Origin of the sequence: Candidatus Kuenenia sp. (assembly GCF_039794105.1) — a bacterium.
Taxonomy (GTDB): Bacteria; Planctomycetota; Brocadiia; order Brocadiales; family Brocadiaceae; genus Kuenenia.
In genome coordinates this window covers 81,372-104,786 of sequence record NZ_JBDIWA010000009.1, presented here as the reverse complement: position 1 = coordinate 104,786, position 23,415 = coordinate 81,372, and the positions used below count along the sequence as shown (strand labels likewise).

Genomic DNA, 23,415 nt, shown 5'->3' with positions numbered 1-23,415 from the left:
TTGAAAACAATTCTGCTATAAGAAATGGAAGAAAATTTCCAAGAAATATTCAACCACGCAAAAAAATATTTGCTTTCCCTTATAAACCAATTTCTTAACTTAATGACATTGGGTTGCAACCTGAACCTATGAGTTTATGCGTATAATGGGACTATGTACTGCGGTAAAATTCCAAAATCCCTGTTTGGAATCTTGAATTTATTTGTCATTTGTTCTGTCAATAGAAAGCGGAATTGAAAATATAAAACGTTTGGTTCAGGTTACAAACCTGAACCCGCGAATGGTTTCCATTTGTCCCAGTCTGAGGAGTTTGGGAACGAGTTGTGCTTCGGTCGTTTAATGGATTACGCTGAATAGTTACATAGTTAAAACGATTTAACTATTTGACCAATCAACTAATCAACCAATCGGGGTGTTGGCAATGCTACCTTTGCCGGCTGAATTGTTTTTTTAATGATCTCTTTTGAATTGACTATGTTTAATTTTTTAAAGAGGAAGTCAAATTTGTCTTCAAGATCCTGTCCGATTTTTGCCCTGATATTTTCCGGTAAATCCCAGAATTTCTGCTTGAAAGGGCCGAACCCCATTTTTCTGGTCGTGTATATAAACTGTTCTTCGGTCTGGCCTTCCTTCCATTCGCTGCGGCATTTATCTTTGAGGAGTTCGTATATCTCTTTCTTAAAATCCGGAGGGAAGGCGCTGTTATCATAAATCATATTCTGAAATTCTGTGGCGAGATGCACTTCCGCCGTATCTGTCTCCGGAAATTTGCCGAATGCATCAGCAGGAAGCGTTGAAGCGCCATGCTGCACTGCCCCGCTCATGCCGTATTCATCCTTTGCGGCATTTGACAAGGTTTTTAAAGTATCAAAGTCAAGTTTAACGTCGGCGATGGTTCCGTCAGGAAGCACGACCCCTCCATGGGATGTGCCCGTCTGCACGCTGATTTTACTGATGCCTTTTAATCCGCTGCCCTTTGTTTTTAAAGTGGCGTTGTACCCATCCATGAACGCCCGCAGTTCTTCAATGGTGCTGTTCTTTTTCCCCACTTCGCCGATTTCTCCGCCAACGGATATCGTAATGCCCTTTGGTTCCAATGACCTGATATATGCGGTAAGTTCGGCGGCAAGTTCAAAATTGAGGCGTTGTTGCCCGGCAAGATCGGGTTTGCTTAAATCGACCAGTGTGGAGGTATCAATGTCAATATTATAAAAACCGCCATCGATGGCCTCTTTTATGAGGTTTTTTACTGTAGTAAGCTCTGCTTCTTTGTCCGCTTGATACTTCCGGAGAATAATCTGGAAGTGATCGCCCTGGATAAATACAGGGTATTCATGCCCTTCCCTGATGGCTGCCGCAAGGACAACCGCTGTGTATTCTGCAGGCCGCTGCCCGGTATATCCGATTTCCGACCGTGCGATTTCAAATATCATTGCCGCTGCCTTGTTTTTCTTTGCCGCACGAAACACGGCGCGGGCAACGTCATAGGTAAGTCCCCGAATGTTGCTGGCCGGCACGGTGAAACCCTTGTATTCTCTCCGTCCCATCGCATCATAAAGCGATTGTATGGAAGATGATGCATTGCCAAGCGCGTTGCTGGCAGACCTGATAAGCCACCGTGAGATATCTTTCAGATTACCGTCATTGTTGAAAACAGCATTGTAAACGATATTATCTATCGCCTTTGTTCTTAACGCATCTTTATTGATTATAGAAATTGTTCCATCTTTTTGAATATCGATAATGCCTTTAATATTATTGAATAGGTCTTCTTTTGTTGTGTATAGCATAAGCAGTATACTCCCTTCCGTATGTTTTTATTTGTTTTTGAAATATCCTTCATATTTCTCCACGTCTTCTTTGCTCCCGATAATAAGTGGCGTCTTTTGGTGGAGTTGTTCCGCTTTTATTTCCATGATAGCAGTATCGCCGGTGGAAGCCTTACCGCCTGCCTGTTCAACAATAAAGGCAAGGGGAGCTGCTTCATAGAGCAATCTGAGTTTTGATTTAGGTTTTTTCGGGTCTATGTAATCGGCAGGATACAGAAAGATGCCGCCATATAAAAGGTTTCTGTGGAAATCCGCTACCAGAGAGCCAATGTAGCGGAGAGAATAGGGCTTTTGCCCCGTCTCAGGGGTTACCTTTTTCAGATCGTTAATGTATTTCCGCGTTCCTTCGTCCCATGTATTTGCGTTTCCCTCATTGATACTGTAAACCTTGCCTCTGGAAGGGATTTGAATGTTTTTGTGCGAGAGTAAAAACTCTCCGATGCCCGGGTCAAGCGTGAATCCATGTGAACCGTGTCCAGCAGTATATACCAGCATGGTGCTTGAACCATATACAATATAACCCGCAGCAACTTGCTCTACGCCCTTTCTCAAGCAATCCTCAAGTGTTCCATTGCCAGCAGTTGTTTTTCTTCGGTAGACGGAGAATATGGTGCCCACGCTTACATTTGCGTCAATGTTTGAAGACCCGTCAAGGGGGTCAAACATGAGCACGTATTTGCCTTTGGGATACTGGTCTGATATCGGGATAATGTCTTCATTTTCTTCCGATGCCATAACACAAAGATGGCCGCCATGGTCCATTGATTTTATAATGGCGTCATTGGCATACTCGTCCAGTTTTTTTACTTCTTCTCCATGGATGTTTTCCTGTCCTGTGAGACCCAATATATCGGCAAGTCCTGCACGATTTACTTCCCGTGAAATGATTTTTGCGGCAATAGTTAAGTCCCACAGTAGCCCTGTCAGCTCGCCTGTGGCCTCCGGGTGATCCCTCTCTTGTTCAATTATATGTCTTTGTACGGTAATAATTTTACTTCCCGACATCCTGCCTGTCCCCCCCACAATATTACGTTTCAATTCAATGCCATTCCTTAATCTTTACAACCCCATAATTCTCACTGTCCGCCAAAAGGCAGGCGTTTCTGCGATATTCTACATTCTTACTCGTTTATGTGTCAATGTTTTATCTTTTTGACAACAAATGGAAGGGAACGGAATTTTACTTGTAGTGGCTGGCATAGCCAGAACCAAACAAGCATGAAATAAAAAATACGAAATTCGAAGTACGAAATACGAAACAAATCCGAATAATAACAAAGCATAAAATTCAAAACAAATTCAAAACATCTCTGTTTGCGTGCGATTACGTACAGGCAGGCAACAATATGAAGCACGAAATGCGAGATACGAAAGAGGCATTTGTTTAGAATTTCAAATCATTTTGTCATTAGAATTTGTTTCGTATTTCGGATTTCACAATTATCGGGTTGGCGTTGACAATGCAGATCAGAAATAAACAATAAGGGAGGTAAGAAACATGTGTTCATTGAGGTCAAAGCTGGCGCCCGATAGTCCAAAATCTTCGCCGTCAACGTCATTTGCCCATCTGAATTGGTAGGCGGCGTCAAGGCTGAATCGTTTCGTGGAAATGCCGCTTCCAACGCTGAAACCGTACACATCGGTAGGATTTCCAAGTGAGGGGCGGGGATCATAAAAAAATCCCCCGCGAACAGGAATGATGGTTTTTTTGCGGAAAATCAAATATTCCATACCGGTCCTGACGGCAAAGGTATCATCAATATCCCTGTCTGTGGATGCGCCTCCCAGCGGACGTGATTTATTGCCCTCTTCGTCTTTCTGTTCAAATGTTGACCAGTCTGTCCACGTTACGTCAAATGAAAGGGATAAGGCGTCATTATAGCGAAAACCAAATCCCGCGCCGAAGGACATGGGATAATCAATTTCCATTTCTTCCCGGCTGTGGAGGCGGGACTGCCCTAATGGGTCGGTAATAGACGTCATGTTAGTGACGCGATTCACACTTGCTGTGTAGGGGGTGTCGTAAACAGCGCCAAAGGTGAGAAGTTTATCCTCCCGTTCCCATATATCCCATAACACCCCGAAGGTGAAATTAATTGCCTGAAAATCCTCAAATTTTGTTTCCGAATCGTATGTCGTGGTAATATCCGTGCCGTCAAGATTGCCGCTTCCTGTCGCCTTCGTAGTTTGTTTCCATGCGTAATCTCCAAAAAATTCATCCGTAAAAATATTGACTGCTATGCCGAGGGATATTTTGGGCGTCACTAGCACTGACAGTGCTGGCGTCAACGCACCGACGCCGCCTTTTGATTCAAATTGTATCGTTTGCATGTAATCCAGTGACGGCGGGGAGGGGTCATCGATGGACATGCTAAAGTCCAGATCCATATGGAAATCATAAATTTGCTGATAGTTTAACGCAGCAACCATGTTTTTCCCAAAAACCCTGAAAGGATACGCAGCGCTGGCGTAATTCAAATCGCCGCGCGATACGGATTCATTGCCAAGGGTGAGGCCGGTAAAACCCGTATCAAAATCCTGCTCCGTTGCCAGAAAAGAACCCACTATGGATACTTCCGGCTTTTCCAATTGTATCAGGGCGCCGGGATTCCATGAGGCGGCAGTGGCGTCGTCTGCGACTGCAATAAATGCGCTTCCCTGTGCAATAGCCCTTGCACCGGAACCTGTGGGTAGCGGAACTGCGTTAACATTTGGCGGCGATAGGGAAAATTGTGCAAAGGATGCCTGTGATAATGACAGGGACAGGAAAATGCCCGTTAACGCAAAAAGTATTTGTTTTTGTCTCATAAAAGATCCTTATTTCATCCCGCGTTCCATGCGAAAACGCACATAAAGGGCGCTCATGCGTCCATAGTATAATAATCCGCAAATGCCTAACCTGGCATAGCCAGAACCAAACAAGCATGAGATAAAAAATCCGAAATACGAAGCATGAAATACGAAACAAATTCGAATAACAAAGCATAAAATTCAAAACAAGTCCAAAACATCCCTGTTTGCGTGCGGTCACGCACAGGCAGGCAACAATATGAAGCACGAAATGTGAGATACGAAAGAGGCATTTGTTTGGAATTTCAAATCATTTTGTCATTAGAATTTGTTTCGTATTTCGTGCTTCGTATTTCGGATTTCACCCTTAAGGGTTATCCATCCTATTTCGTAATCACCATATCGTCCTTCATTATATCTACAGAGTCTTTTGCCGTGGTAATTTTGACGAAAGAAGTATCCGGCTGCACCTGGACAACGCGTGCTATTACCTCCAGGGGTTCTTTTATCCTGAAATTCCCCACATTTATTTCCCTGAAAACCAGCAATTTCATTCCTATTGAAAGCCCGTGGTTTGCGCCTGCGTTCACATGAAATCCCTTTCCTGAAACGTGTATGACCTCTCCCTGCGTTATCGGAAACTGCTGTTTCATCTTTAACGCGAGACCGTACATGAGCCAATCAATGTTTTTATCATTTTTGTCTTCGTCGTAAACATCCGTATTCGCCAGTATTTGTGTTGTTTCCGTATCTACAAGCCGCAATGTGACATTTATTCCTTTGTCATCTTCCTCAACCAAACCAAAAAGCATGCCTTCCGCCGCCTGTATTTTCCCGATCTTAATGGCGGTATCCGGCGACGCCAGTTCAGAGTTGCTGATTTTTTGTTCCTTTAGTATTTCCAGCAATTTTGCCTGATCTCTTTCGACAAAATTAAATCTTTTCGGGTCGTCATCGAAGGCATTGAGGAGTTTGGCGTTAAGCCTGTCCACCGGTACTCCCTTGTGTGTGGATGACTGTAACGGCAACAATGCCACAGAATATCTGGATGATTCGGAATATGTTCTCAACGGGAGTAAAGAAATGGTAAATCTGGCTTCCGTATCAAATAATTCAAAGGTTTTTTTCTCAATGACCACCGGAGAAAGCGCTGCTTCATTGCCTTTTGCGTCAATTGCCATCACCGTAACGGTATTTTCCCCTTCATTGAGTTTGAGAAAATGATTAAAGAACACATGCTTGCCAGGCCTGATTTCTATGGCTTCCCCGTTAATAAACAATTTTTCAACGCCGCTGTCATCATGCGCCTCTCCGCTAAAGAAAAAGTTTTTATCATACACGATGCACGACTTTATATTGCTGCGAATAATCGGTGAAGATATATCTTCGCCTTTAATTTGAGACGAAGTATTGTTTTTTGTATCAGGCGCAACGGCGGTTTGAGATGCGAGAAATGTATTGATAAGGGATCCGCTTAGTCTGGTTGCGGCAAGCAAAACGGGTTTGTTGGGTGTGGTGTTTTGCGTAAATTTAATTTCACTCCATTTGTCTTCAGGCCAGAGCGAAGCCTTTACCGTTAATTTTTGCTCTCCGCTTGTTTCATTTCCGGCAACGTCTGTCACCCTGAATGATACCTTGTTTCCTTCCTCCAAAACTATTTCCTGCTGGAAATGTACCTCCTTTTCATCGCCATGCGGAACAACCGTATCATTTATAGAGAGACTTTTTATGCCATGATCATCCACAACCGTTCCTTTTACGATGGCGACATTCCTTCCGTTTTTCCTTTGCACCTCTATATCATCAAGATAAAGAATCGGCGGACGCAAATCCAGGGTGAGCCGGAACTTTAGTTGAGAAGCCTTTCCCATCAGGTCGGTGGACGCCATATGCAGCGTGTTTTCTCCCATGCTAAGCGCTACTTTTTCACTGAAGCCCAGGTCCTTTTCGGCGAGTTCAATAAATTGCCTTTTCCCCTGTATGGTAACTTCCCTGACAAACTGATCATCCATTGCTATGCCGGCAAGGTTAACTATCGGCGTATTCACAATTTCCCCGTCAGTGTGAGAGGTCACTTTAATCTGCGGGGGCTGTATATCTGCCTTTGTTGTCTTTAAAATCTCCTCATTGCATTTGTTTAAATAAAACTTTGCCCTTGCGGAATCGGCGGTGGCGAGGGATGCTTCCAGCTCCAGCTTTGCCAGTTCAAATTGTTTTAATTCATAGTATGTAATACCGAGTTCCCGGCGGGCAAAATAATCCCAGAAATGCAATCCATAGCTTCTCGCTGCACGGCTGTCTTTGCTTCTGATTTCAATTGCCTTTTTATAGTCCGCAATAGCCTCTTCATGGAATCCACCCTCTGCATACCACCGGCCTCTTGTGTAATAGTTCCACCATTTGCCCCTGTAGAGATTAAATTCATTTGTAATTTCCTCTTTCGAACGTCCCGATTTAAAATATTCACGCCAGCTATCGGTGGCAACGGGCGTTGTTGAAGCGCAGCCAATGCTTAACAGCATTAACATAACGGAGATGATGGTAAATTTTATCGTTCTGTTTTTCATATTATAACTTCCGTTTTGCAGAAATTTTTTCTCTGATTATCGAAGACACAGCACTGGCGACAGCCCTGAGATTATCTTCGGCATGAAAGACATGCTCCAGTGTGTCCACTTGCGTGGTGGCGGTATCTACAATTTCCATCCTCAGTATAAGCTGATCTGGCGTATCGCCGGGAACAACCCCGCTAAAACACAAGAATTGTGCTCCCTGTATTTTCCCAAGGCTTATCCTGTACATTTCATCTGCCAGTGCCGAGCCGCTTAGTCTTTGCTCCCTCAATATCTCTTCCTGAAACTCCAGATCCCTCTCGACAACACTTAATCCTTTTTCTCCGATCAGTGCGTCTATTATTCTCTGCCGTAGCCTTTCCACATTCCTCCTGTTCGATAAAACGCCCATTTTTACCGTAAATTCTTTTATCGAGAGCGGAATGGTGGGTTCCGTTTCAACTAATTCCTGTACCCTTTTCCGGGGTTTTTTATCAACGGCGACAATGTCCTTTGCCTGTTCTTTTGCAATAGACTCGAGTTCCTTAATCAAGGCGTCAATGTTGTCTTTCAGATTCTCTTTATGTTCTAAGGATTCTTTATTTACGGAGGGCGCCTCTGCATATTCCTGCTGAGCGCTTACGGCGTCTGCCACTGCAGCGGAAGACGATTCCTTTGTCCCTCTGGTTATAAGGTCAAAATAGACGTCCGTATCCTCTGAAGGATTAATGAATACCGTGCTTGTCACATCGGCAAAGCCCTGCTTTTTTATAGTAACAGGATAGGTACCCGCAGCAAGTTTCACGGTTACCGGCGTGACAGCGTTGATATTGCTTCCGGCAATCAGGACGGAAGCCCCTTCAGGGGTTGATCCTATTTGTATTGTTCCAGGCCGGGGCGTGGAAACTGTCCCGCCCTTTTCTGTCGCAGGAACATCCGTGCCCGGGAAACCCAAAGGAAGGTTATTGTCAAAATTGCCTGTTATATCAGGGTGCTGGGCGCTTTGTGTAGCACGTTTGACCTTTTCTTCCAGGTAGTCATATGCCTCTGCAAGTGTTACGATGCCGTTGCTATTCCCAGTCTTGTCCGCTCCGCCCCTCAAGCCTTCCAGTAAATGATAGGTAAACGCCCCGTGTCCGCCTCCCCATTTGTCTGATTCCATTGACACCTCGCCAGCCCTGCAGGAACTTACTACCCCCCATCCTTCCCGCGTCGATTTAAGTTCGGTGAGGGCGATATTAATGGTGTTAGAAAACCCCCTTGTTCCGGCGGAACCCGCTGACAATCCGGCGCTGTGGCATGCGTCGGCAAGAAAAATCAGTCGCTTTGCCAATATGTACCGTTTCATATCTGCGTTTACGTTTTCCATGTGGTATGCGGTTGCCGATAAGCTTGCAAGCTCAGAATCGTGTGTTAACAAATAGAGATTATTGGGACGATCCGGTTCCGGCTCACCATGGCATGCCATGAAGATGACAACATAATCGGTATCAATCGCATTTTTAAGAAAATTAGTCAGGGCGAGTTTTATGTTTCTAAGGGTTGCCTGTTCATTTGTGAGAAGCAACACATTTTCCTTGTTAAAATCTCCGCCTTCGGAACTGGTTATAAAATCATAAAATGCCTGGGCGTCCTTATCGGCATATTTAAGATCCGGTATTTTGGGGTCTTTATAGTCCGATATGCCGACTACCACGGCATACCGTTGTATATTTTTGGCCTCAAAATAGTTTTTTGGCGGCAATATACCGCGGATAAACTGGCCTCCTGCATGGGCAATATCCCTGTCGGGCAGATTTAATGCCTTATCTTTTGTATCCAGAATGATCTTCTTTTCATCAGGCTTCTGTGCCGCCGCAGCGGCCCCCTCCATTAATGCGCTGCTGTTTTCTCCGATTTCGATAAGCGCCCTTGAGGCATATACCTCTTTTCTGCCGCCATCATAATAAACAATCACTGCGCTTGCGCCGTCTTCCACTTCCAGCATATCACCTTTTTGCAATTCCATCGCCTTTTGGGTTTCAAGCTTGCTTCCGTCTCTCAAAAGCCATACTTTCCCGGATGATTTCCTTATCATGCCAACCACACACTCCCCGGCATAAGACAACGGCAGGAAAACAAGCGAAAAAATAAATAACAGCAAATGAATAATAACTTTGGTCTTTGACATAGGCTTCTTCATTGTTTCCAAACCTCCAAAACAAAAGTTTAAGGATGTTATTCGCAACAGAGAATGCGAATTTTATTCAATTCGATATAATTTAATAGGTTTCATTTTTCCTCTAAGGAAAACCTCCTTCTCCGGAATAAAGTCGAAGTTAAAGTCATTTTTTAATTGAGAAAATGTTGATTCTGTTATAAGAATATTTGCGTTTAATTCCTTCGTGACCCCTTCAATACGGGATGCGGTGTTTACGGCATCGCCGACAATCGTATATTCCATTTTAAGTTCCGAACCAATATTTCCGGCAATGGCATAGCCGGAATGAATGCCGATGCCGATTTTTAACGGAGGCGATATGTTAAGGTCTTTGTTTAATGTATCAAGTCCCGCAATCATTTCTATCGCCGAACGCACCGCCAGTTCCGCATGATCTTCCCTTTTTACCGGCGCCCCGAAAAAAGCAAGAATGCCGTCTCCCATGTATTTATCCAAAGTCCCTTTATTCTTTAAGATAATATCGGCCATTACGGAAAAATATGAATTCAACAGAGAAACAATACGCTGTGGGTCGGTGTTTTCTGATAAGGAAGTAAACCCGCGAATATCCGCAAATAATATTGTAGCGTGCACGCGGTTTCCGCCAAGGTTCAACGCATCCGGGAATTTTAAGATTTCATCCACCACCTCTTTGCTTACATATCGCTTGAATATTTTTTTCACCATCCGTTTTTCTTTGTCTTCAACGGTGTAACGGTAGGCAAACACTGCGGTATAGGCAAGCGGGATGCTGCCTGCCGGGCAAATAAGCGGTAAAACAATGGTATGATGAATAAAAAGCATGATGCTGATAAAAACGAAAATACTTAGTACAGCAAAGGCTGCAAATCCGCCGATAGCGGGCGGCAATTGAAAAGCTATGAAACTTGTCAGTATCCCCAAAAATACAATAATTGCCATCGTTTGCCATTCTTCCTGCGGGACAATGAAATTTCGCTGCAAAATCGTATTGATGGTATTTGCAATAATTTCCACCCCCAATGTTTGCGGGGTGCCTGAATACTGTTTTGAACGATAATAAGGAGTTGGCTTGAAATCCTGACTATAGATATTCCCGGGGCCTATCAATACAATCTTATCCTGAAAGTGTTCCTTAAAGAAATCCTCGTTTTCCTGAGAAGCCATTTCCCATACCTCGTAGAAGGACAACATCGGAATGGTTCCGCTCGGCCCGGCAAAATTAATTCTCATTTCATTGTACTCATTTACCGGAATTGAGTAGTCGCCTACAAGGATGTGATTCCCTTTCTTTTCTATGTGACTGTTAAGCGCCTTTGCTATAACTTTCAGCCCAATATAAGCATACAAATTATTTTCTATATCACTCATCAGCAGAATCTGCCTGCGCACGCATCCGTCGCGGTCAATGGTTAAATTCGAAAAACCAATATTGTCCGGGTCCGCTGCATATAAATACCGGGGCAGCGGGTTTAGTGCCTTCAATCCATTTACATCCTTATCCCAGCGCAATAAATTAATCATAATAACATTTTCCGCTTCCATTAATGCGTCAGCCATTATGCCGTCATGGTCTTCTCCGGCAACCTTGTCTTTCAGGGAAATCGTTTGCAAAAAATCTATCCCAATCGCCTTTGCGCCGCCGCCTGCAACTGCTGTTATGATTTTTGCAAAATAGGGATTCCAGAATACAAAGGGATCTTTGATTTCATCAAGCGCCTTCTCATCCGTACCGATGATGATTATCTTGTCGTTCACCGGAATATGTCCTCTTACAAGGAATCTGAAATCGTAGCACCTTCGTTCAGTACTTTTAAGAACATTACTATACTGTACGGCTGCCATAATAGCGCCGCACAACATGCCAATAATGATGATACCGGTATAATGTTTCACTGAATTTAATACACCTTTCTCCAGTCTCCAATTTTTAATTCCAAAGCGTAAAAAGATAAACCACAGATTTCACAGATTACGCAGATTAAAAAAAATCCCCAGTCTCCAATCCCAGTTGGTAGGCTAGAGGTAAAACCTCCAGCCTCCAATCGTCGCCAGGTATATTTGTTACCAAACCAACATACCTTTTTAAACCATACGGCTTTCCCGTAGTTAGCGACCCCGAAGAGTTGCTCTATAGCAGAGAATGGACGTTAATACTATGCAAAGCATCTCTCCGTATTTTCCATCGATTGATTACTTATATAAACTTCACAATCGTTTTCCATACGTGGCCTGGATACAAACCACATATCCTATCCAATGTTAGTCGGATTTATGCTAAAGCGTATGGGCGTATTTAATTTATGTATTTTATCAACTCCACTACGGTTATGCCCCCTTAATCCCTGATACAACCAGGAACTATTATGAGCAATGCAGACTACTTCAAAGATAGACCATAGAGAGAAATATAGTCTATCACCATCTCATACAACTCGGATTTCGGATTCCCTTATACCTTGTTGTTAGGGATATTTCACCCAAGATGTAAGTCTTCCCTCGGTCATATGGATTACCCCTTTTCCTTTCGTGATGTATGTTTGAACGCATTACCCGGAGATGTGTTAAACTAATCTCTTTAAACATCTCCGACAAGGACTTTTGCCAATGCTTCGCCCGGAATGGGCGGTTGGCACGAGTACTACGCCATACTCATACACCCCGAAAGGTCGTCTGTATCTCGTAACTCCGTCATACCCCTCACTGGAAATAGTCTATCTTTCTACGCATACGGATTACTCCATTGTATACGCATAGACACAAACTTCTCTACGAGGAATTAGGCTAGCAGAGGTGGTATTTGCAACCACTCGGGTATTCCATACCTCAAGGCACGCCATTTCCCAATGACCACATCTACGTTTATTTTTTTGTATTCGATTTAATATTCTGGTTTGTGGGTTCAGGTTTGTAACCTGAACCTCATGTTTTATGTTGTCGATTGTGCCTTCGGTTACTCACAACGCCGATTAAACCATTGGGTTGCAAACCTGAACCCGCCGGAAAGGAAATTTTGCATAATTTTTTTGTTCATCCTCTATCGCATCCCCTGCGATCGTTCGACTTAGCTCACGGCGAAGTTGTGGCGTTCTCTGCGGTGGGCTGAACTGTCGCCATGAATAAGACATTTTTCCTTGTAATCGCGAGGCACGCCTTGCCACTGCAAATCATACCCCTTACAAGCGGATTTTTTTAAAAAGATTAAACTGTTACAAAACAAGACACGTATAATAATATCACAATTATTATGTGTATGTAACGTGTATCACATAGCGCAGCCTTTGGCTGCAACCAAATTCGAAATACGAACATCGAAATATGAAACAAATTCAAATGACAAAAAACGCAATGCTCCAAATTTGTAGAGACGCACGGCCGTGCGTCTCTACTAATCAATGCCTTACGGTTATGTATTTTGAAAAACGAGCATAAAAAAACAAGAAGTTGATGGATAGTATTACAGATTAAAAAAAAATCCCCAAATCCCCAATGACCACCTATTTTTTACTTTTCATCTTTATATTTACCGTCTTTTTCCTTATTTGCCTTCAGTTTAAGTTTTGCGGCTCTTCAGGCAAATGAGTGGGTAAAAATGAGCCATGAATTGACTGCAACATAGCATAAAATAAGGGGAAAAAGAAGTTTTATATGATCAAAAAAAACCGTATGATAATTGAATGGAAAAAAAGAGACGACTGCTGGACGAATATCGGTTCCCTGGGTTTAGTCCGAGAGCAGAAATTAAGGGGATATTTGGAGACTCGAAGGCACGTGTTATTAGACTTAAGCGGACACAAAAAAAACGGTATGCGGGTGTTGTGGGAAGATTCATTGGAGTCATTACGACAAGAAAGTGCGTCGGGTGAATGGATGGGGAGAACCCATCAATAAGCTGAATCTCAAGTATGTATTCCGCGGGTATGAAGATATCTGCGGAATAGGCAACAGGAGAGCAGACTGTGCCGATAATCAGCAGAAGCATCAGAAATATATTTTTTCTTAGTTTGTTATGCATAGTATATGTACCCTTTTTTATGTAGGGGTTGTCGGGGTTCAAGATTTTGAACCCCCTACATCTTTCTGCATAAACAATTTCATTGACGGTTTTTTATAAATATGATACCTTTTTTTCATGGCGATTATCACCATTCCTAAAATACTCAGGGAAAAACTTACCGAAGAAGGCGCCGAAGCCTTGGTTGAAGTTCTGGACAAGGTCGAAGACCGGAGCGAGATGCACGTACTCCAGGTAGCCGAAGAACGTTTCGAGAAAAAAGTGGAGCAGGCCAAGTCCGAACTGAAAGACGATATAAACAGTCTTAGATCCGAACTGAAAGACGATGTTGGCAAGGTCGACAAGCGCCTCGAACAAGTCCGGTCAGAATTAAAGACGGATATTGCTAATGCCAGGGCAGACCTCATAAAATGGATGTTTATCTTTTGGATGGGACAAGTAATTACCATTACCGGTATCCTCATTGCCTTCCTGAAAAAATAAAAAATGTAATTCATAATATATTTACCTGCTTAAAAAGAATAACCACCGACTTCGTCGTGAGCTCAGTTGGACGATCACACGGAGAACAAAGAGTAACCACAGATTTCACAGATTGCACAGATTAAAAAAAAATCCCAAAATCGTAAATTCTAACACGTGTAATTCGTACAAGGATGTAGTTGTTTCAACACTAACTTTACTCAAAAATACTGCATCATTAATTACAGACAATGCTGACTGTGGCGTAGTCGTCCCAATCCCCACGCTGTTATTTATCGAATCCACAAATAACGCCCCTGAATCAATATTCAGATTATCCGAAGCCGTCAATGTACCGGCTGTAGTAATTACCGATGCTGTCATCGAACCGGCGTTATCCACCACAAAATTCCCGCCTGCCACTGACATCGTACCGGTAGTGATAAAATCAATATTTGTCGCAAGGTCGCTTGCCGTGATTGTGTTATCGGCAATATCTGCGCTGTACACCTAACCATCGGTAATCTATGAGCTCGAAACGGAATTTGTTCCCACGGCAACCGTTATCCCCGTCAACTGCGAACCGTCACCCACAAACCCGGTGGCCGTCACCGTGCCGATGACGTGGAGTTTCGTTTGCGGGGTGGTGCAGGAAGCGCCTTTTTTGGTAAAAAAGTGTGTAAGTTATTGAATTGTGTAGATATATATATAGAAGGCATTGTCATATGTGGGTGGAAAATGATATGATCCCTTTTTTCGGAGAAAGGGATGGTAATTATGCCACAGTTAGTATTACCCCTATTTTCCCCTGACTGCAAACTGATAAATAATCAGGTAGGTTTTGAGAAAATAGGTAGCAGGATATATTATTTTCATGGAAGGCTTCCTGTGTTTATTCATGAGGAAGACGACCTGGAATCATTTCGGTTCATCGCAAGTCAATGTACAAATTTGAGTCTTGATCTGCGGACAAAATTCATTTTTTTATTATTGCTTTCATATAAGTGTTTTTGTTAGTTTCAAATTACATGGCGATAAATAAGGAGATTTTGTTAACCTTAAGCTGGCATAGCCCGGACCAAACAAACACGAGATATGAAATAATAAAGGGGAACCACTGATTACCTAGCGCAGCCTTATTTGTTTCGGATTTTGCTATTAAATATTTTGACAAAAAACAGGAACGAAAGTGTCCTTGAATCTCCTTTGCTAAAAGATTTAAAAATTGAAATGAAAGAAATATTTTGAAGGCAGATAAATAATATCTCCAGATTGCACAGATTAGTTTAGTTTTTCGAAAAAGATATTCACGTGTACCTTTTATATAACAGGGATAAAACATTTTTCTTGTAGTGGCAAGGCGCGCATTGCCACTACAAATCATATCCCCTATAGGCAGATTTTTTTTAAAAATTAAAATTTTACGAATTAATGGAGAAATCTATAAGTCCAGTAATATCAATATCCGAAAGATTTCTCGCTCTGATCGAAATGACGGATTGTAAAGTTTTCGTGCAGATACTACGTAGCAACTTTTAAGGAAAGGAATTTTATGATTAATACATTGAAAATATACCATGAACTCAGTGAGACCATGGGTGAGCAATCTGCAAAGAAACTTGCCGAGGTAATAGGGGCAATGTATGAAGAGCTTCTGAATACAGTAACCAAGAAGGACTTCGATGGATTAAAAGATATTGTTAAAGATCTCGTTGATGTGCAGAAGAGGACGGAAGTCAAGGTAGAGGAGCTTACGGAGGCGCAGAGAGAAACACAGAAGGAAGTTGGCAGGCTTGACAAAGCAATGCTGGAGCTTGCGGAGGCGCAGAAGAGGACGGAAATCAAGGTAGGGGAGCTTGCGGAGGCGCAGAGAGAAACACAGAAGGAAGTTGGCAGGCTTGACAGGGCTATGCAGGAGCTTGCGGAGGCACAGAGGCGGACGGAAATTGAAATACAAAAACTTTCAAAAGGATTAGACGAGACCAGGGGAGAGGTTGGAGGGTTATCAAAGAGCATGGGTTATGCCTTTGAGAATGAGGCATATAGATCTCTGCCCGCTGTATTGAAGGAAAAATACGGAATAGCGGTAAAGGAGAGGATTATCAGGGCAGAGATTGGTGGTGGCGAGATAAATATATTTTGTAAGGCCGAAAGGGATGTATTTGAGGAGTTAGATGAAAAAGCAAGTGCGGTGGAAAATGAATACGGAAAGATAGAAATAGTGAGGTTGTTAATTACGCACTATGCAACTAAGGGTTTTATGAAGAAGGCAAAAGAGAATGGAGTAATAGTAGTGCAGAGTTTTGAGTGGTGAGATATGCAAAAGGAAAAGAAACAAGAGGGTGGAGTGGTTTAGGTGCTAAGACCAACAATAAATGAGCCTGATATTTTCACATTAAATGCATTTTTTAAATGCGTGGTAAAGTTTGTAACTATAACAATGTGGTAGTATTTGCCGTAAGTTTCAGCATGGTGTTCAGGGTGTGACCCCAACCCACTCCTTGCTCATGCCATGTTCTATTAATTTCCATTGATTCCTTTCTTTTTTATACGTAATTTTATAAGAATAATCGACCATCTTCCGGCGCCATGAGAAAAAATGCGATATGCCCGTTACAAATATTTCAACTTGTTTCGTCTGCGGCGCTATATCCTCGAACATAGCTATACAATGTTTTGTTGTATCCGGCGCTAATTCCCCTTTTGCAATTGCGGCAGACTGATATTTCTTTCCTTCGTAAAAATCCTCGTCTAATTCTTTCATGTAATCTACAAGTTCCGGATAATATGCGTCGGCATATTCTTCTCCTGTATCCGTTTTCAGAAATACGTCTATGGGCGCCGTGATTGTTTTCTCCATAGTATTCTTTAAGTTATAAAACCAGACAATATAGAGCAACTCCCCTTTTGTCCCTTCATTATGCACATATGTCTTTGGCGCAATCCATGAAAAATCAAGCGGCGATGCATATAATGTATGCATGAAGCAAAACATAGTCAATAACGGTAATACCACAGAAAAATATCTCCGTTTCAACAAATTACTCCTTTCTTAATTGTTGCATTTGCATATTGCGAAATTTTTTGGGTCTAACAATAATATTCCTTGTTGCGCTGTACACATAATCTCCCATGGCAGTGCCGTCATTGTCGGCTTCCAATCCAACAGCAAAGAATCTGACGGGATTGGCGACCCAGAAATCTTCGGGCGGCGCCTGCCATTTTACATGCCAATATTTTTGGTTTGAGCCTTTTTTCGTATGGGTTGCGTAAAGGCCGCCCGCTTCCACTTGGGTATCGTCGTCGTCTCCGACGTTAATAAAAGCGCCCACTAATCGGTTAAAATACCTGTCTTGCGCGGCAATTTGAAAACCATGATAATACGTATCCGTTTTTTTAAACGAAACCAGAATATCAACAATTTCACCCGGTTCGCATTCATCTAAAACAAATAACATAAATTTGCCCTTCCCCGAACCCACAGTATATTGGTAATGGCATCCCAGAATGTTGCATGTAGAAAAGGCGGGAGGATAGAGAATCCAGCCGTCTTTGGTTTTTGCAGCGCCTACGTTTGCCAGAGGCGCCCCGTCGGAATTGGCGAATGAATGCCGAGATAATAATACGAATATGGAAATTAAAAAAATAATGAAGGCATAATTCGCCATGCGTAAAAAGATAAGAAATCCTGAAATACCTGTTTTTTTATACAAAGAAAAAGAAAACTGCTTCATTTTTTTTTATCCTTAACACTTTTGGAAACTTCTTTGAGAAGAGATAATCCATAACGTATTGGAACGCCAAAATTGGACCCTCTGAATCCCGGAAAGATACCATAATTAATGCCTATAACCTGCCCTTTTTTATTAAATATAGGACCGCCGCTTCCGCCAACCGTTGTTTGCGCATCATATACCAGCTTGTTCTCCATAATATCACTTAAATGGCCTTGAGTGGCAAGTGGTTTTATAAAGCCGAAATTGGAAAGTTCCTGAACTAACTGAATAAAAGGGATGTGAATAAATTGTCTTACCAGTTCCGGATCCATCTTTGCAAAAATGGCCTTTATTCCTGCAGGATATCCCAGCAATAATATTGGTTCTCCCACAACGGCCCCCTTATCTGTTGTATCTAATTCATGTACCGGAATATTTATGCCACCGGTATCTATGCGAAGCAATGCTACATCCACTTCATCTGAAACCTTTTCCACCGTCAGGGGGAACGGTTCTTTGATGCCAGGGAAAAATGCCCTGAATACTACAAACTTAGGTTTCACCCTCGGGTCTAACTGTGATTCAGGGAAAGCATCAAGTTCCCACCAGGGTTCGGCAATATGACGATTGGTTATGATCAAGCCTTCGGCGCTCACTAAAAAACCGGTGCCGGTGTATTCATTTATTCCGGACCTTCTTCCCATCATAAAAAGCGGATCTCCCGTTTCTTCGTCATAATAGGAGAAGGCTCCCTGGATAAGGCAAACGCCGTTAGTATACTTTTTTATTATGTTTTCTGCAATAGACCTTTCGAGTTCGAGCATTTTCACCTTTTCTACGGTTTGTGTTAGTTTGATATTTTGAACAAAAAAATATGCGATCACAATGCCGGAAAAGACAACCAGTGTTAAAAGAATACGCAATTTGATATGGTGCGAGGTTTGGGTGTAGACCTCCCATAAAAGTTGTTTAAAAAATCCCGTTGCGGTGTCGAAACGCCCCTTCTTCGAGGTAAGAGCAACCCCTAAAGAGTCTTCCAATATTTCAGACCAAGGTTTGCAAATATCGTCTTCATCTATTTTTATACGGAATCTTACCGTTGGCCCGCCTGCTCCAAATTCTATTAAATCACCGTCTTTAAGCGCCATTTCGCTAATTACTCTATGATTAACCAGCGTGCCTTTTAAGCTTCCTTTGTCGATTAATAGATACCCACATTCCTTCCGTAGTATTTCAGCATGAAAAGCGGAGATGTTCGTATCTTTTTTTGCATCAAAGGCAATTTCATTTGATGCATCGGCGCCAATAGTTATTTTATCGGAAGAAAATACTTCTGTTTTTCCACGACGGCTGCCTGATAAATGAACGAATACTGCTTTCAGTGCAATTTCTCCTTCACGTTAGTACATTATGCAGTCGGCAATCTACAATCTACAGTCTACAGTCGGCAAATTGCAAATTGCAAATTGCAGATTGAGGATTGCCGACTGAGGGCTGAGGACTGTTTTAGATTTTTCGGGGAATAGTTGCTTTTTGCTATAAATACTTGTTTATCTCGGTTATCAACATTTCTTTTGTGAATGGTTTTTCCAGGAATGATACCTTTCCCAACGCCTGGAAGCATTGATATGTTTGTTTGTCTAATGAAGACGCCATGATCACTGGCACCTCTTTATAATGTTTGTCTTTCCTTAACAAGGCAAACAACCTATCGCCGGTAATATTTTCCATCAGAATATCCAGTATTACCAAATCATATTTTTTCCCCTTCATTTCTTTGAGTCCTTCTTCCCCGTCAGAAGCATACGTGACCGAGAATTGTTCGCCTTTCAACATATCCCTGTAAAATTCCTGCATTTCAGGATCGTCTTCTACAATTAATAAATCTTTCATAATGTACCTTCCTTTAAAAACGATAAACCACTAAGTTGATTGTTTCATCAGATGGCATGTGGGCAATCTGAAGGTAAATTTTGCCCCTTTTCCTTTGCCTCCTGACTCAGCCCAAATACAGCCATTATGTAATTCGACAATGTTTTTGCTTATTGCAAGGCCTATTCCGGACCCTGGTATGGAAGGGGTTTCCTTATAAAATTTGTCAAACGCATGCTTAATTGCTTCTTCGTTCAGCCCCTTTCCTGTATCTTTTACGGACACTTCAAAGCCGTAGGGCGTTATCATGAACGATATCTCGATACGGCCATGACTGGTAAATTTTATTGCGTTTCCAACCAGATTAACAAGTAAATAATACATTTTTTCCCGGTCGGCTTTCAAAATAATAGTGGCAGGTATTTGATGTGTTATTGTATTGCCTTTTTGTATAGCGATAGGGTTTAATTCGTGGATAACCTGGTCAACCAATTCGACGAAGGTGAAATCGGATATATTTAAACGTTCTACTCCCGATTCCAGCCTCGATATGTCGAGCACATTTCTGATAATGTTTTTCAAACGGCTCACATTGTTTTGAAGGAGATTGTAAAGATGTAGTTCTTTTTCCCCTGCAGATTCACTTTCTATTGCAAAAGAACGTCTATACATGTCAATTGCCATTTCCATTTTGGCAACAGGTGTTTTTAGTTCATGCGTGACGTCACGGATTAAACTGTTTTTTAACTCATCCAGTTTTTTCCTATCGGTAATATCCCGGCAAAACCCCTCAATGCCAATTATTTTATTATCTTGTTTGATGGGGATTGCTTCCAAAGACAGCCACACAATGTTGCCTTTTTTGTGGACAACGCGAAATTCAAAATCCATCAAAGAGTCCTTTTCGCCATGCAATAACTGAAGAATTTCACGCAGCACCTGCCCCTGGTCATCAGTGTGGCATAGAGAAAGTATGGAACCGCCCGCATCGTAGAAGTAATGCACGGAGTAACCCAGTATTTTTTCTACGGAAGGATTTATCAGAAAGAATTTGCCGTCGCTTGTGCATTCAAAAATAATGTCAGGGGAACTTTCGACTACATTTCTGTATTTTTCTTCCGCATCCTTGATTCTGTTGAAAAGCCGTGTATTTTCAATTGCCATGGCTAATTGCGGTGCAATTTTTGACACAAAATCCACATGCTTTTTCGAATAATGCTGCTTCTGCCTGCTGCCAAAATTTATGCTGCCTATTATGCGTTCTTTGAATTCGATCGGATATTTTTTCTCATCGATGTGAAACAATTTTTGATGTTTCATTATGCATCCTTTGTAAACAAGCGGAAAACCAAGTCTTGATCGAATGCCCTCCTTAAACAAAAAGACGTCCGTTGCAAATTGGCTTTTGGCGGTATCGTCCACTATTACGGGTTTGCGGGATTGCACTACTTTTTCCATGAGGCTATCTTTCATGGGGTACAAATCGCCTTCTTTGATGTAGGTATCTTCACGCGTTTTTGACTGCACCACAAATGCTTCGTATAAATTATTATCTTCGGTTATAAGGGTGATGGTTAATCTGTCAAAATCAATTATTTTTGACAGTTCATTGCTCATCGTCTGATAAACTTCACGAATATCAAGGCTGGAGAAGATGATTTTGTTAATATTAAGAAAGGTGTCTTTGTTGTAAGTAAACATAAGGGGATTTAAACAATCAGTAATTTCTATTGAGTTTCCTGGAAAGAAACATCCAATACATTCATTAGATTATAGGGGAAGCAAAGCATTTTCTGGTATAAAAAATAAGATAACACTTTAATTTTTTGAAAATATGTCCAGGCATTAACATAATGGGGAATAAATGTAGAGCGAAGAGGTTCTTCGCTCTATGATGAAGGGCAGTCTGGTTCGTTCTCGTTCCCAAGTAGCGGCAAGGCATGCCTTGCCGCTACTTGGGAACGTAATTGCATCGGAAGCCGGAGTTTGGGAACGAGCGTTTTTGCTTTTTCAAAAGACTAAATTGTTACAAATTATTACGATTTGTTTGACTCTATTAAAACAGGTGTTGAATCTTTAGATATTCAACACCTGTTTTTTTACGACAAGCAATAAATCAAATGTTAGCCGTTGCTAAATAGCCGCTTCGCCGCTCTCTCCGGTACGTATACGGTGGATATCGTCAATTGGGGAAATAAATATCTTCCCGTCGCCGATACTGCCCGTTTGCGCCTCTTTTTTGATGCAATCTACGACCTTATCCACATCCTGGTCTGCAACAACAATTTCAACTTTAACCTTTGCCAGCAAATCCACCCTGTATGTTCTGCCTCGCCATTGTTCCGTAATGCCTTTCTGTGATCCATGTCCTTTTACGTCGGTGACAGTCATGCCAGGATAGCCAGAATCTTCCAGTGAATCTTTAACAATGCTGAGTCTCTCCGGTCTTATTATGGCCTCAATCTTCTTCATTCATGATTCTCCTTTAACAATTAAAAATGTCCAGATACCTGTTTATCTGATCATTTTGTACGCTTTGTGCCGTACAAATAGTAAATTAGCTCTGTGCTTCATAATAGTGATATGAAACCTCTTTGTGTTGTGTAAGGTCCATGCCGGTGTCTTCTTCGGCTTCTGTCGGCCTCAAGCCCACGACTGATTTTACAAACCATGTTAAAAGGCCGGTAATGCAAAATGCCCATGCCCATGCGGCAAATATTCCTATAATTTGCTTTCCTAACAGGGAAGGATTTCCATGAAATAAACCGTTTGGCGCCGCAGGATTTACCAGTGAATCGGCAAAAAGCCCGGTTGCGAATGCTCCCCATGTTCCGCCAACGGCATGTACCCCAATAACATCCAATGCGTCATCATAACCCAAAGCCTTCTTCATTTTTGCTACGGCGAGGTAGCATAAAATTGCAGCCGGAACACCTATACCTATGGCGGCCATAGGCCCTACAAAGCCTGCTGCCGGAGTTATTGCAACCAGTCCGGCTACCGCTCCGGAACATGCGCCAAGTATGGAAGGTTTCTTGTGGAATGCCCATTCTATGAGGGACCATGTTGTTGCTGCTGCGGCTGCTGCAGTGTTGGTGACAACAAATGCGTTTGCGGCCAATCCGTCGGCGGCTACTGCGCTGCCGGCGTTGAAACCAAACCAGCCAAACCACAGTAAACCGGTACCCAGCATAACAAAAGGCAGATTATGCGGTGGTTTTACTTGTTTTGGATATCCTTTGCGTTTCCCTAAAAACAGAATTACGGCAAGTGCGGAGGCTCCGGAACAAATATGAACTACCGTCCCTCCGGCAAAATCCAGAGAATCTATGGCAAGAAGCCAGCCTTCTGATGACCATACCCAGTGCGCTAAGGGGGGATAAACGATGGCGCACCACAATAGCATCAGGAGAAGCCATGCATTAAATTTCATTCTCTCGGCAAATGCGCCTGTCATCAATGCCGGGGTGATAATCGCAAACATGCCCTGAAACATCATAAATGTTAAATGAGGAATTGTTGATGCGTAAAGATCGCTCGGCGCCTGTCCAACCAGGCCTGCCCCTAGGCCACACCACTGAAGACCACCAATAAACCAACATCCGGGAGCAAAACTCAGACTGTAGCCCCAAAGCACCCACGTCACGCTAACGATGCCCATGCAAATAAAGCTCAACCACAAGGTATTTACCATGTTTTTTGCGCGTACCATGCCGCCGTAGAACAAGGCGAGGCCAGGCGTCATGATTAATACAAAAGCGGTAGATACTAACATCCACGCATGGTCTCCTTTATCAATATTCGACGCATCATCTGCCATCACATTTGATGCGAAGACCGCCAGCATCGATAATAAGAAAACCGATGAGAGGCCGATGTACACTCCTTTTCTCATTTCCATCTCCTTTTAAAATGTGTTTTATTCTTATCTGCAATACTACCCATCGCCCAAACTAAAACTGATTGGTTATGCTAACATGGAATACAGACCTGATTAACT

18 protein-coding genes are annotated in these 23,415 nt (G+C 42.5%); 4 read left to right on the top strand and 14 right to left on the bottom strand.

Annotated elements, in window-relative coordinates:
* Nucleotides 1-395: 395 nt before the first annotated feature.
* The 6 genes from ABJL82_RS07045 to ABJL82_RS07020 all read right to left on the bottom strand — a co-directional run bounded on the left by ABJL82_RS07045 (nucleotide 396) and on the right by ABJL82_RS07020 (nucleotide 11,246).
* Nucleotides 396-1,790, bottom strand: coding sequence for a class II fructose-bisphosphate aldolase (locus ABJL82_RS07045; RefSeq protein WP_347274025.1), 1,395 nt, complete (start codon nucleotides 1,788-1,790; stop codon nucleotides 396-398).
* A 27-nt stretch (nucleotides 1,791-1,817) separates the two neighbouring features.
* Nucleotides 1,818-2,834 (bottom strand): class 1 fructose-bisphosphatase, encoded by a 1,017-nt coding sequence (fbp, locus tag ABJL82_RS07040; RefSeq protein WP_347274028.1) that lies wholly within the window; start codon nucleotides 2,832-2,834, stop codon nucleotides 1,818-1,820.
* Nucleotides 2,835-3,296: 462 nt separating this feature from the next.
* Complete coding sequence (locus ABJL82_RS07035; protein WP_347274024.1) at nucleotides 3,297-4,637, bottom strand: outer membrane protein transport protein; 1,341 nt, start codon at nucleotides 4,635-4,637, stop codon at nucleotides 3,297-3,299.
* Nucleotides 4,638-5,002: 365 nt separating this feature from the next.
* Nucleotides 5,003-7,186, bottom strand: coding sequence for a hypothetical protein (locus tag ABJL82_RS07030; RefSeq protein WP_347274023.1), 2,184 nt, complete (start codon nucleotides 7,184-7,186; stop codon nucleotides 5,003-5,005).
* Nucleotide 7,187: 1 nt separating this feature from the next.
* Nucleotides 7,188-9,353, bottom strand: coding sequence for a caspase family protein (locus tag ABJL82_RS07025; protein ID WP_347274022.1), 2,166 nt, complete (start codon nucleotides 9,351-9,353; stop codon nucleotides 7,188-7,190).
* Between the two features lie 60 nt (nucleotides 9,354-9,413).
* Nucleotides 9,414-11,246 carry an adenylate/guanylate cyclase domain-containing protein gene (locus ABJL82_RS07020; RefSeq protein WP_347274021.1) on the bottom strand — a complete coding sequence of 611 codons (1,833 nt, stop codon included), beginning with the start codon at nucleotides 11,244-11,246 and terminating at the stop codon, nucleotides 9,414-9,416.
* Nucleotides 11,247-11,957: 711 nt separating this feature from the next.
* Here ABJL82_RS07020 and ABJL82_RS07015 point away from each other — a divergent pair.
* From ABJL82_RS07015 to ABJL82_RS07005, 3 genes are all read left to right on the top strand, one after another.
* The gene (locus ABJL82_RS07015; protein ID WP_347274020.1) at nucleotides 11,958-12,107 is read left to right on the top strand and encodes a hypothetical protein; all 150 of its coding nucleotides are present in this window, start codon (nucleotides 11,958-11,960) and stop codon (nucleotides 12,105-12,107) included.
* 891 nt (nucleotides 12,108-12,998) lie between these two features.
* Entirely contained in the window at nucleotides 12,999-13,241 is a 243-nt protein-coding gene (locus ABJL82_RS07010) for a hypothetical protein (protein WP_347274019.1), read from the top strand.
* 241 nt (nucleotides 13,242-13,482) lie between these two features.
* Nucleotides 13,483-13,848: a hypothetical protein gene (locus ABJL82_RS07005; protein ID WP_347274018.1), complete on the top strand. Its 366-nt coding sequence runs from the start codon at nucleotides 13,483-13,485 to the stop codon at nucleotides 13,846-13,848.
* 105 nt (nucleotides 13,849-13,953) lie between these two features.
* Here ABJL82_RS07005 and ABJL82_RS07000 read toward each other — a convergent pair whose 3' ends face one another.
* Nucleotides 13,954-14,337: a hypothetical protein gene (locus tag ABJL82_RS07000; RefSeq protein ID WP_347274017.1), complete on the bottom strand. Its 384-nt coding sequence runs from the start codon at nucleotides 14,335-14,337 to the stop codon at nucleotides 13,954-13,956.
* 1,042 nt (nucleotides 14,338-15,379) lie between these two features.
* Between ABJL82_RS07000 and ABJL82_RS06995 the strand changes: the two genes are divergently transcribed.
* Nucleotides 15,380-16,141, top strand: coding sequence for a hypothetical protein (locus ABJL82_RS06995; RefSeq protein WP_347274016.1), 762 nt, complete (start codon nucleotides 15,380-15,382; stop codon nucleotides 16,139-16,141).
* Between the two features lie 162 nt (nucleotides 16,142-16,303).
* Here the strand turns inward: ABJL82_RS06995 and ABJL82_RS06990 are convergent, their stop codons facing one another.
* From ABJL82_RS06990 to ABJL82_RS06960, 7 genes are all read right to left on the bottom strand, one after another.
* Nucleotides 16,304-16,810 (bottom strand): hypothetical protein, encoded by a 507-nt coding sequence (locus ABJL82_RS06990; protein WP_347274015.1) that lies wholly within the window; start codon nucleotides 16,808-16,810, stop codon nucleotides 16,304-16,306.
* 58 nt (nucleotides 16,811-16,868) lie between these two features.
* A complete protein-coding gene (locus tag ABJL82_RS06985; protein ID WP_347274014.1) occupies nucleotides 16,869-17,561 on the bottom strand; it encodes a Reeler domain-containing protein in 693 nt (230 codons plus the stop codon).
* Nucleotides 17,558-18,925 (bottom strand): trypsin-like peptidase domain-containing protein, encoded by a 1,368-nt coding sequence (locus tag ABJL82_RS06980; protein ID WP_347274027.1) that lies wholly within the window; start codon nucleotides 18,923-18,925, stop codon nucleotides 17,558-17,560. The genes ABJL82_RS06985 and ABJL82_RS06980 overlap by 4 nt, the downstream gene beginning before the upstream one ends.
* Nucleotides 18,926-19,079: 154 nt before the next feature.
* The gene (locus ABJL82_RS06975; RefSeq protein ID WP_347274013.1) at nucleotides 19,080-19,436 is read right to left on the bottom strand and encodes a response regulator; all 357 of its coding nucleotides are present in this window, start codon (nucleotides 19,434-19,436) and stop codon (nucleotides 19,080-19,082) included.
* A 30-nt stretch (nucleotides 19,437-19,466) separates the two neighbouring features.
* On the bottom strand, nucleotides 19,467-21,116 hold the full coding sequence (locus ABJL82_RS06970; protein ID WP_347274012.1) for an ATP-binding protein: 1,650 nt from the start codon (nucleotides 21,114-21,116) through the stop codon (nucleotides 19,467-19,469).
* Between the two features lie 432 nt (nucleotides 21,117-21,548).
* A complete protein-coding gene (locus ABJL82_RS06965; protein WP_347274011.1) occupies nucleotides 21,549-21,887 on the bottom strand; it encodes a P-II family nitrogen regulator in 339 nt (112 codons plus the stop codon).
* A gap of 85 nt (nucleotides 21,888-21,972) precedes the next feature.
* Nucleotides 21,973-23,310 carry an ammonium transporter gene (locus ABJL82_RS06960; protein WP_347274010.1) on the bottom strand — a complete coding sequence of 446 codons (1,338 nt, stop codon included), beginning with the start codon at nucleotides 23,308-23,310 and terminating at the stop codon, nucleotides 21,973-21,975.
* Nucleotides 23,311-23,415: the final 105 nt, after the last annotated feature.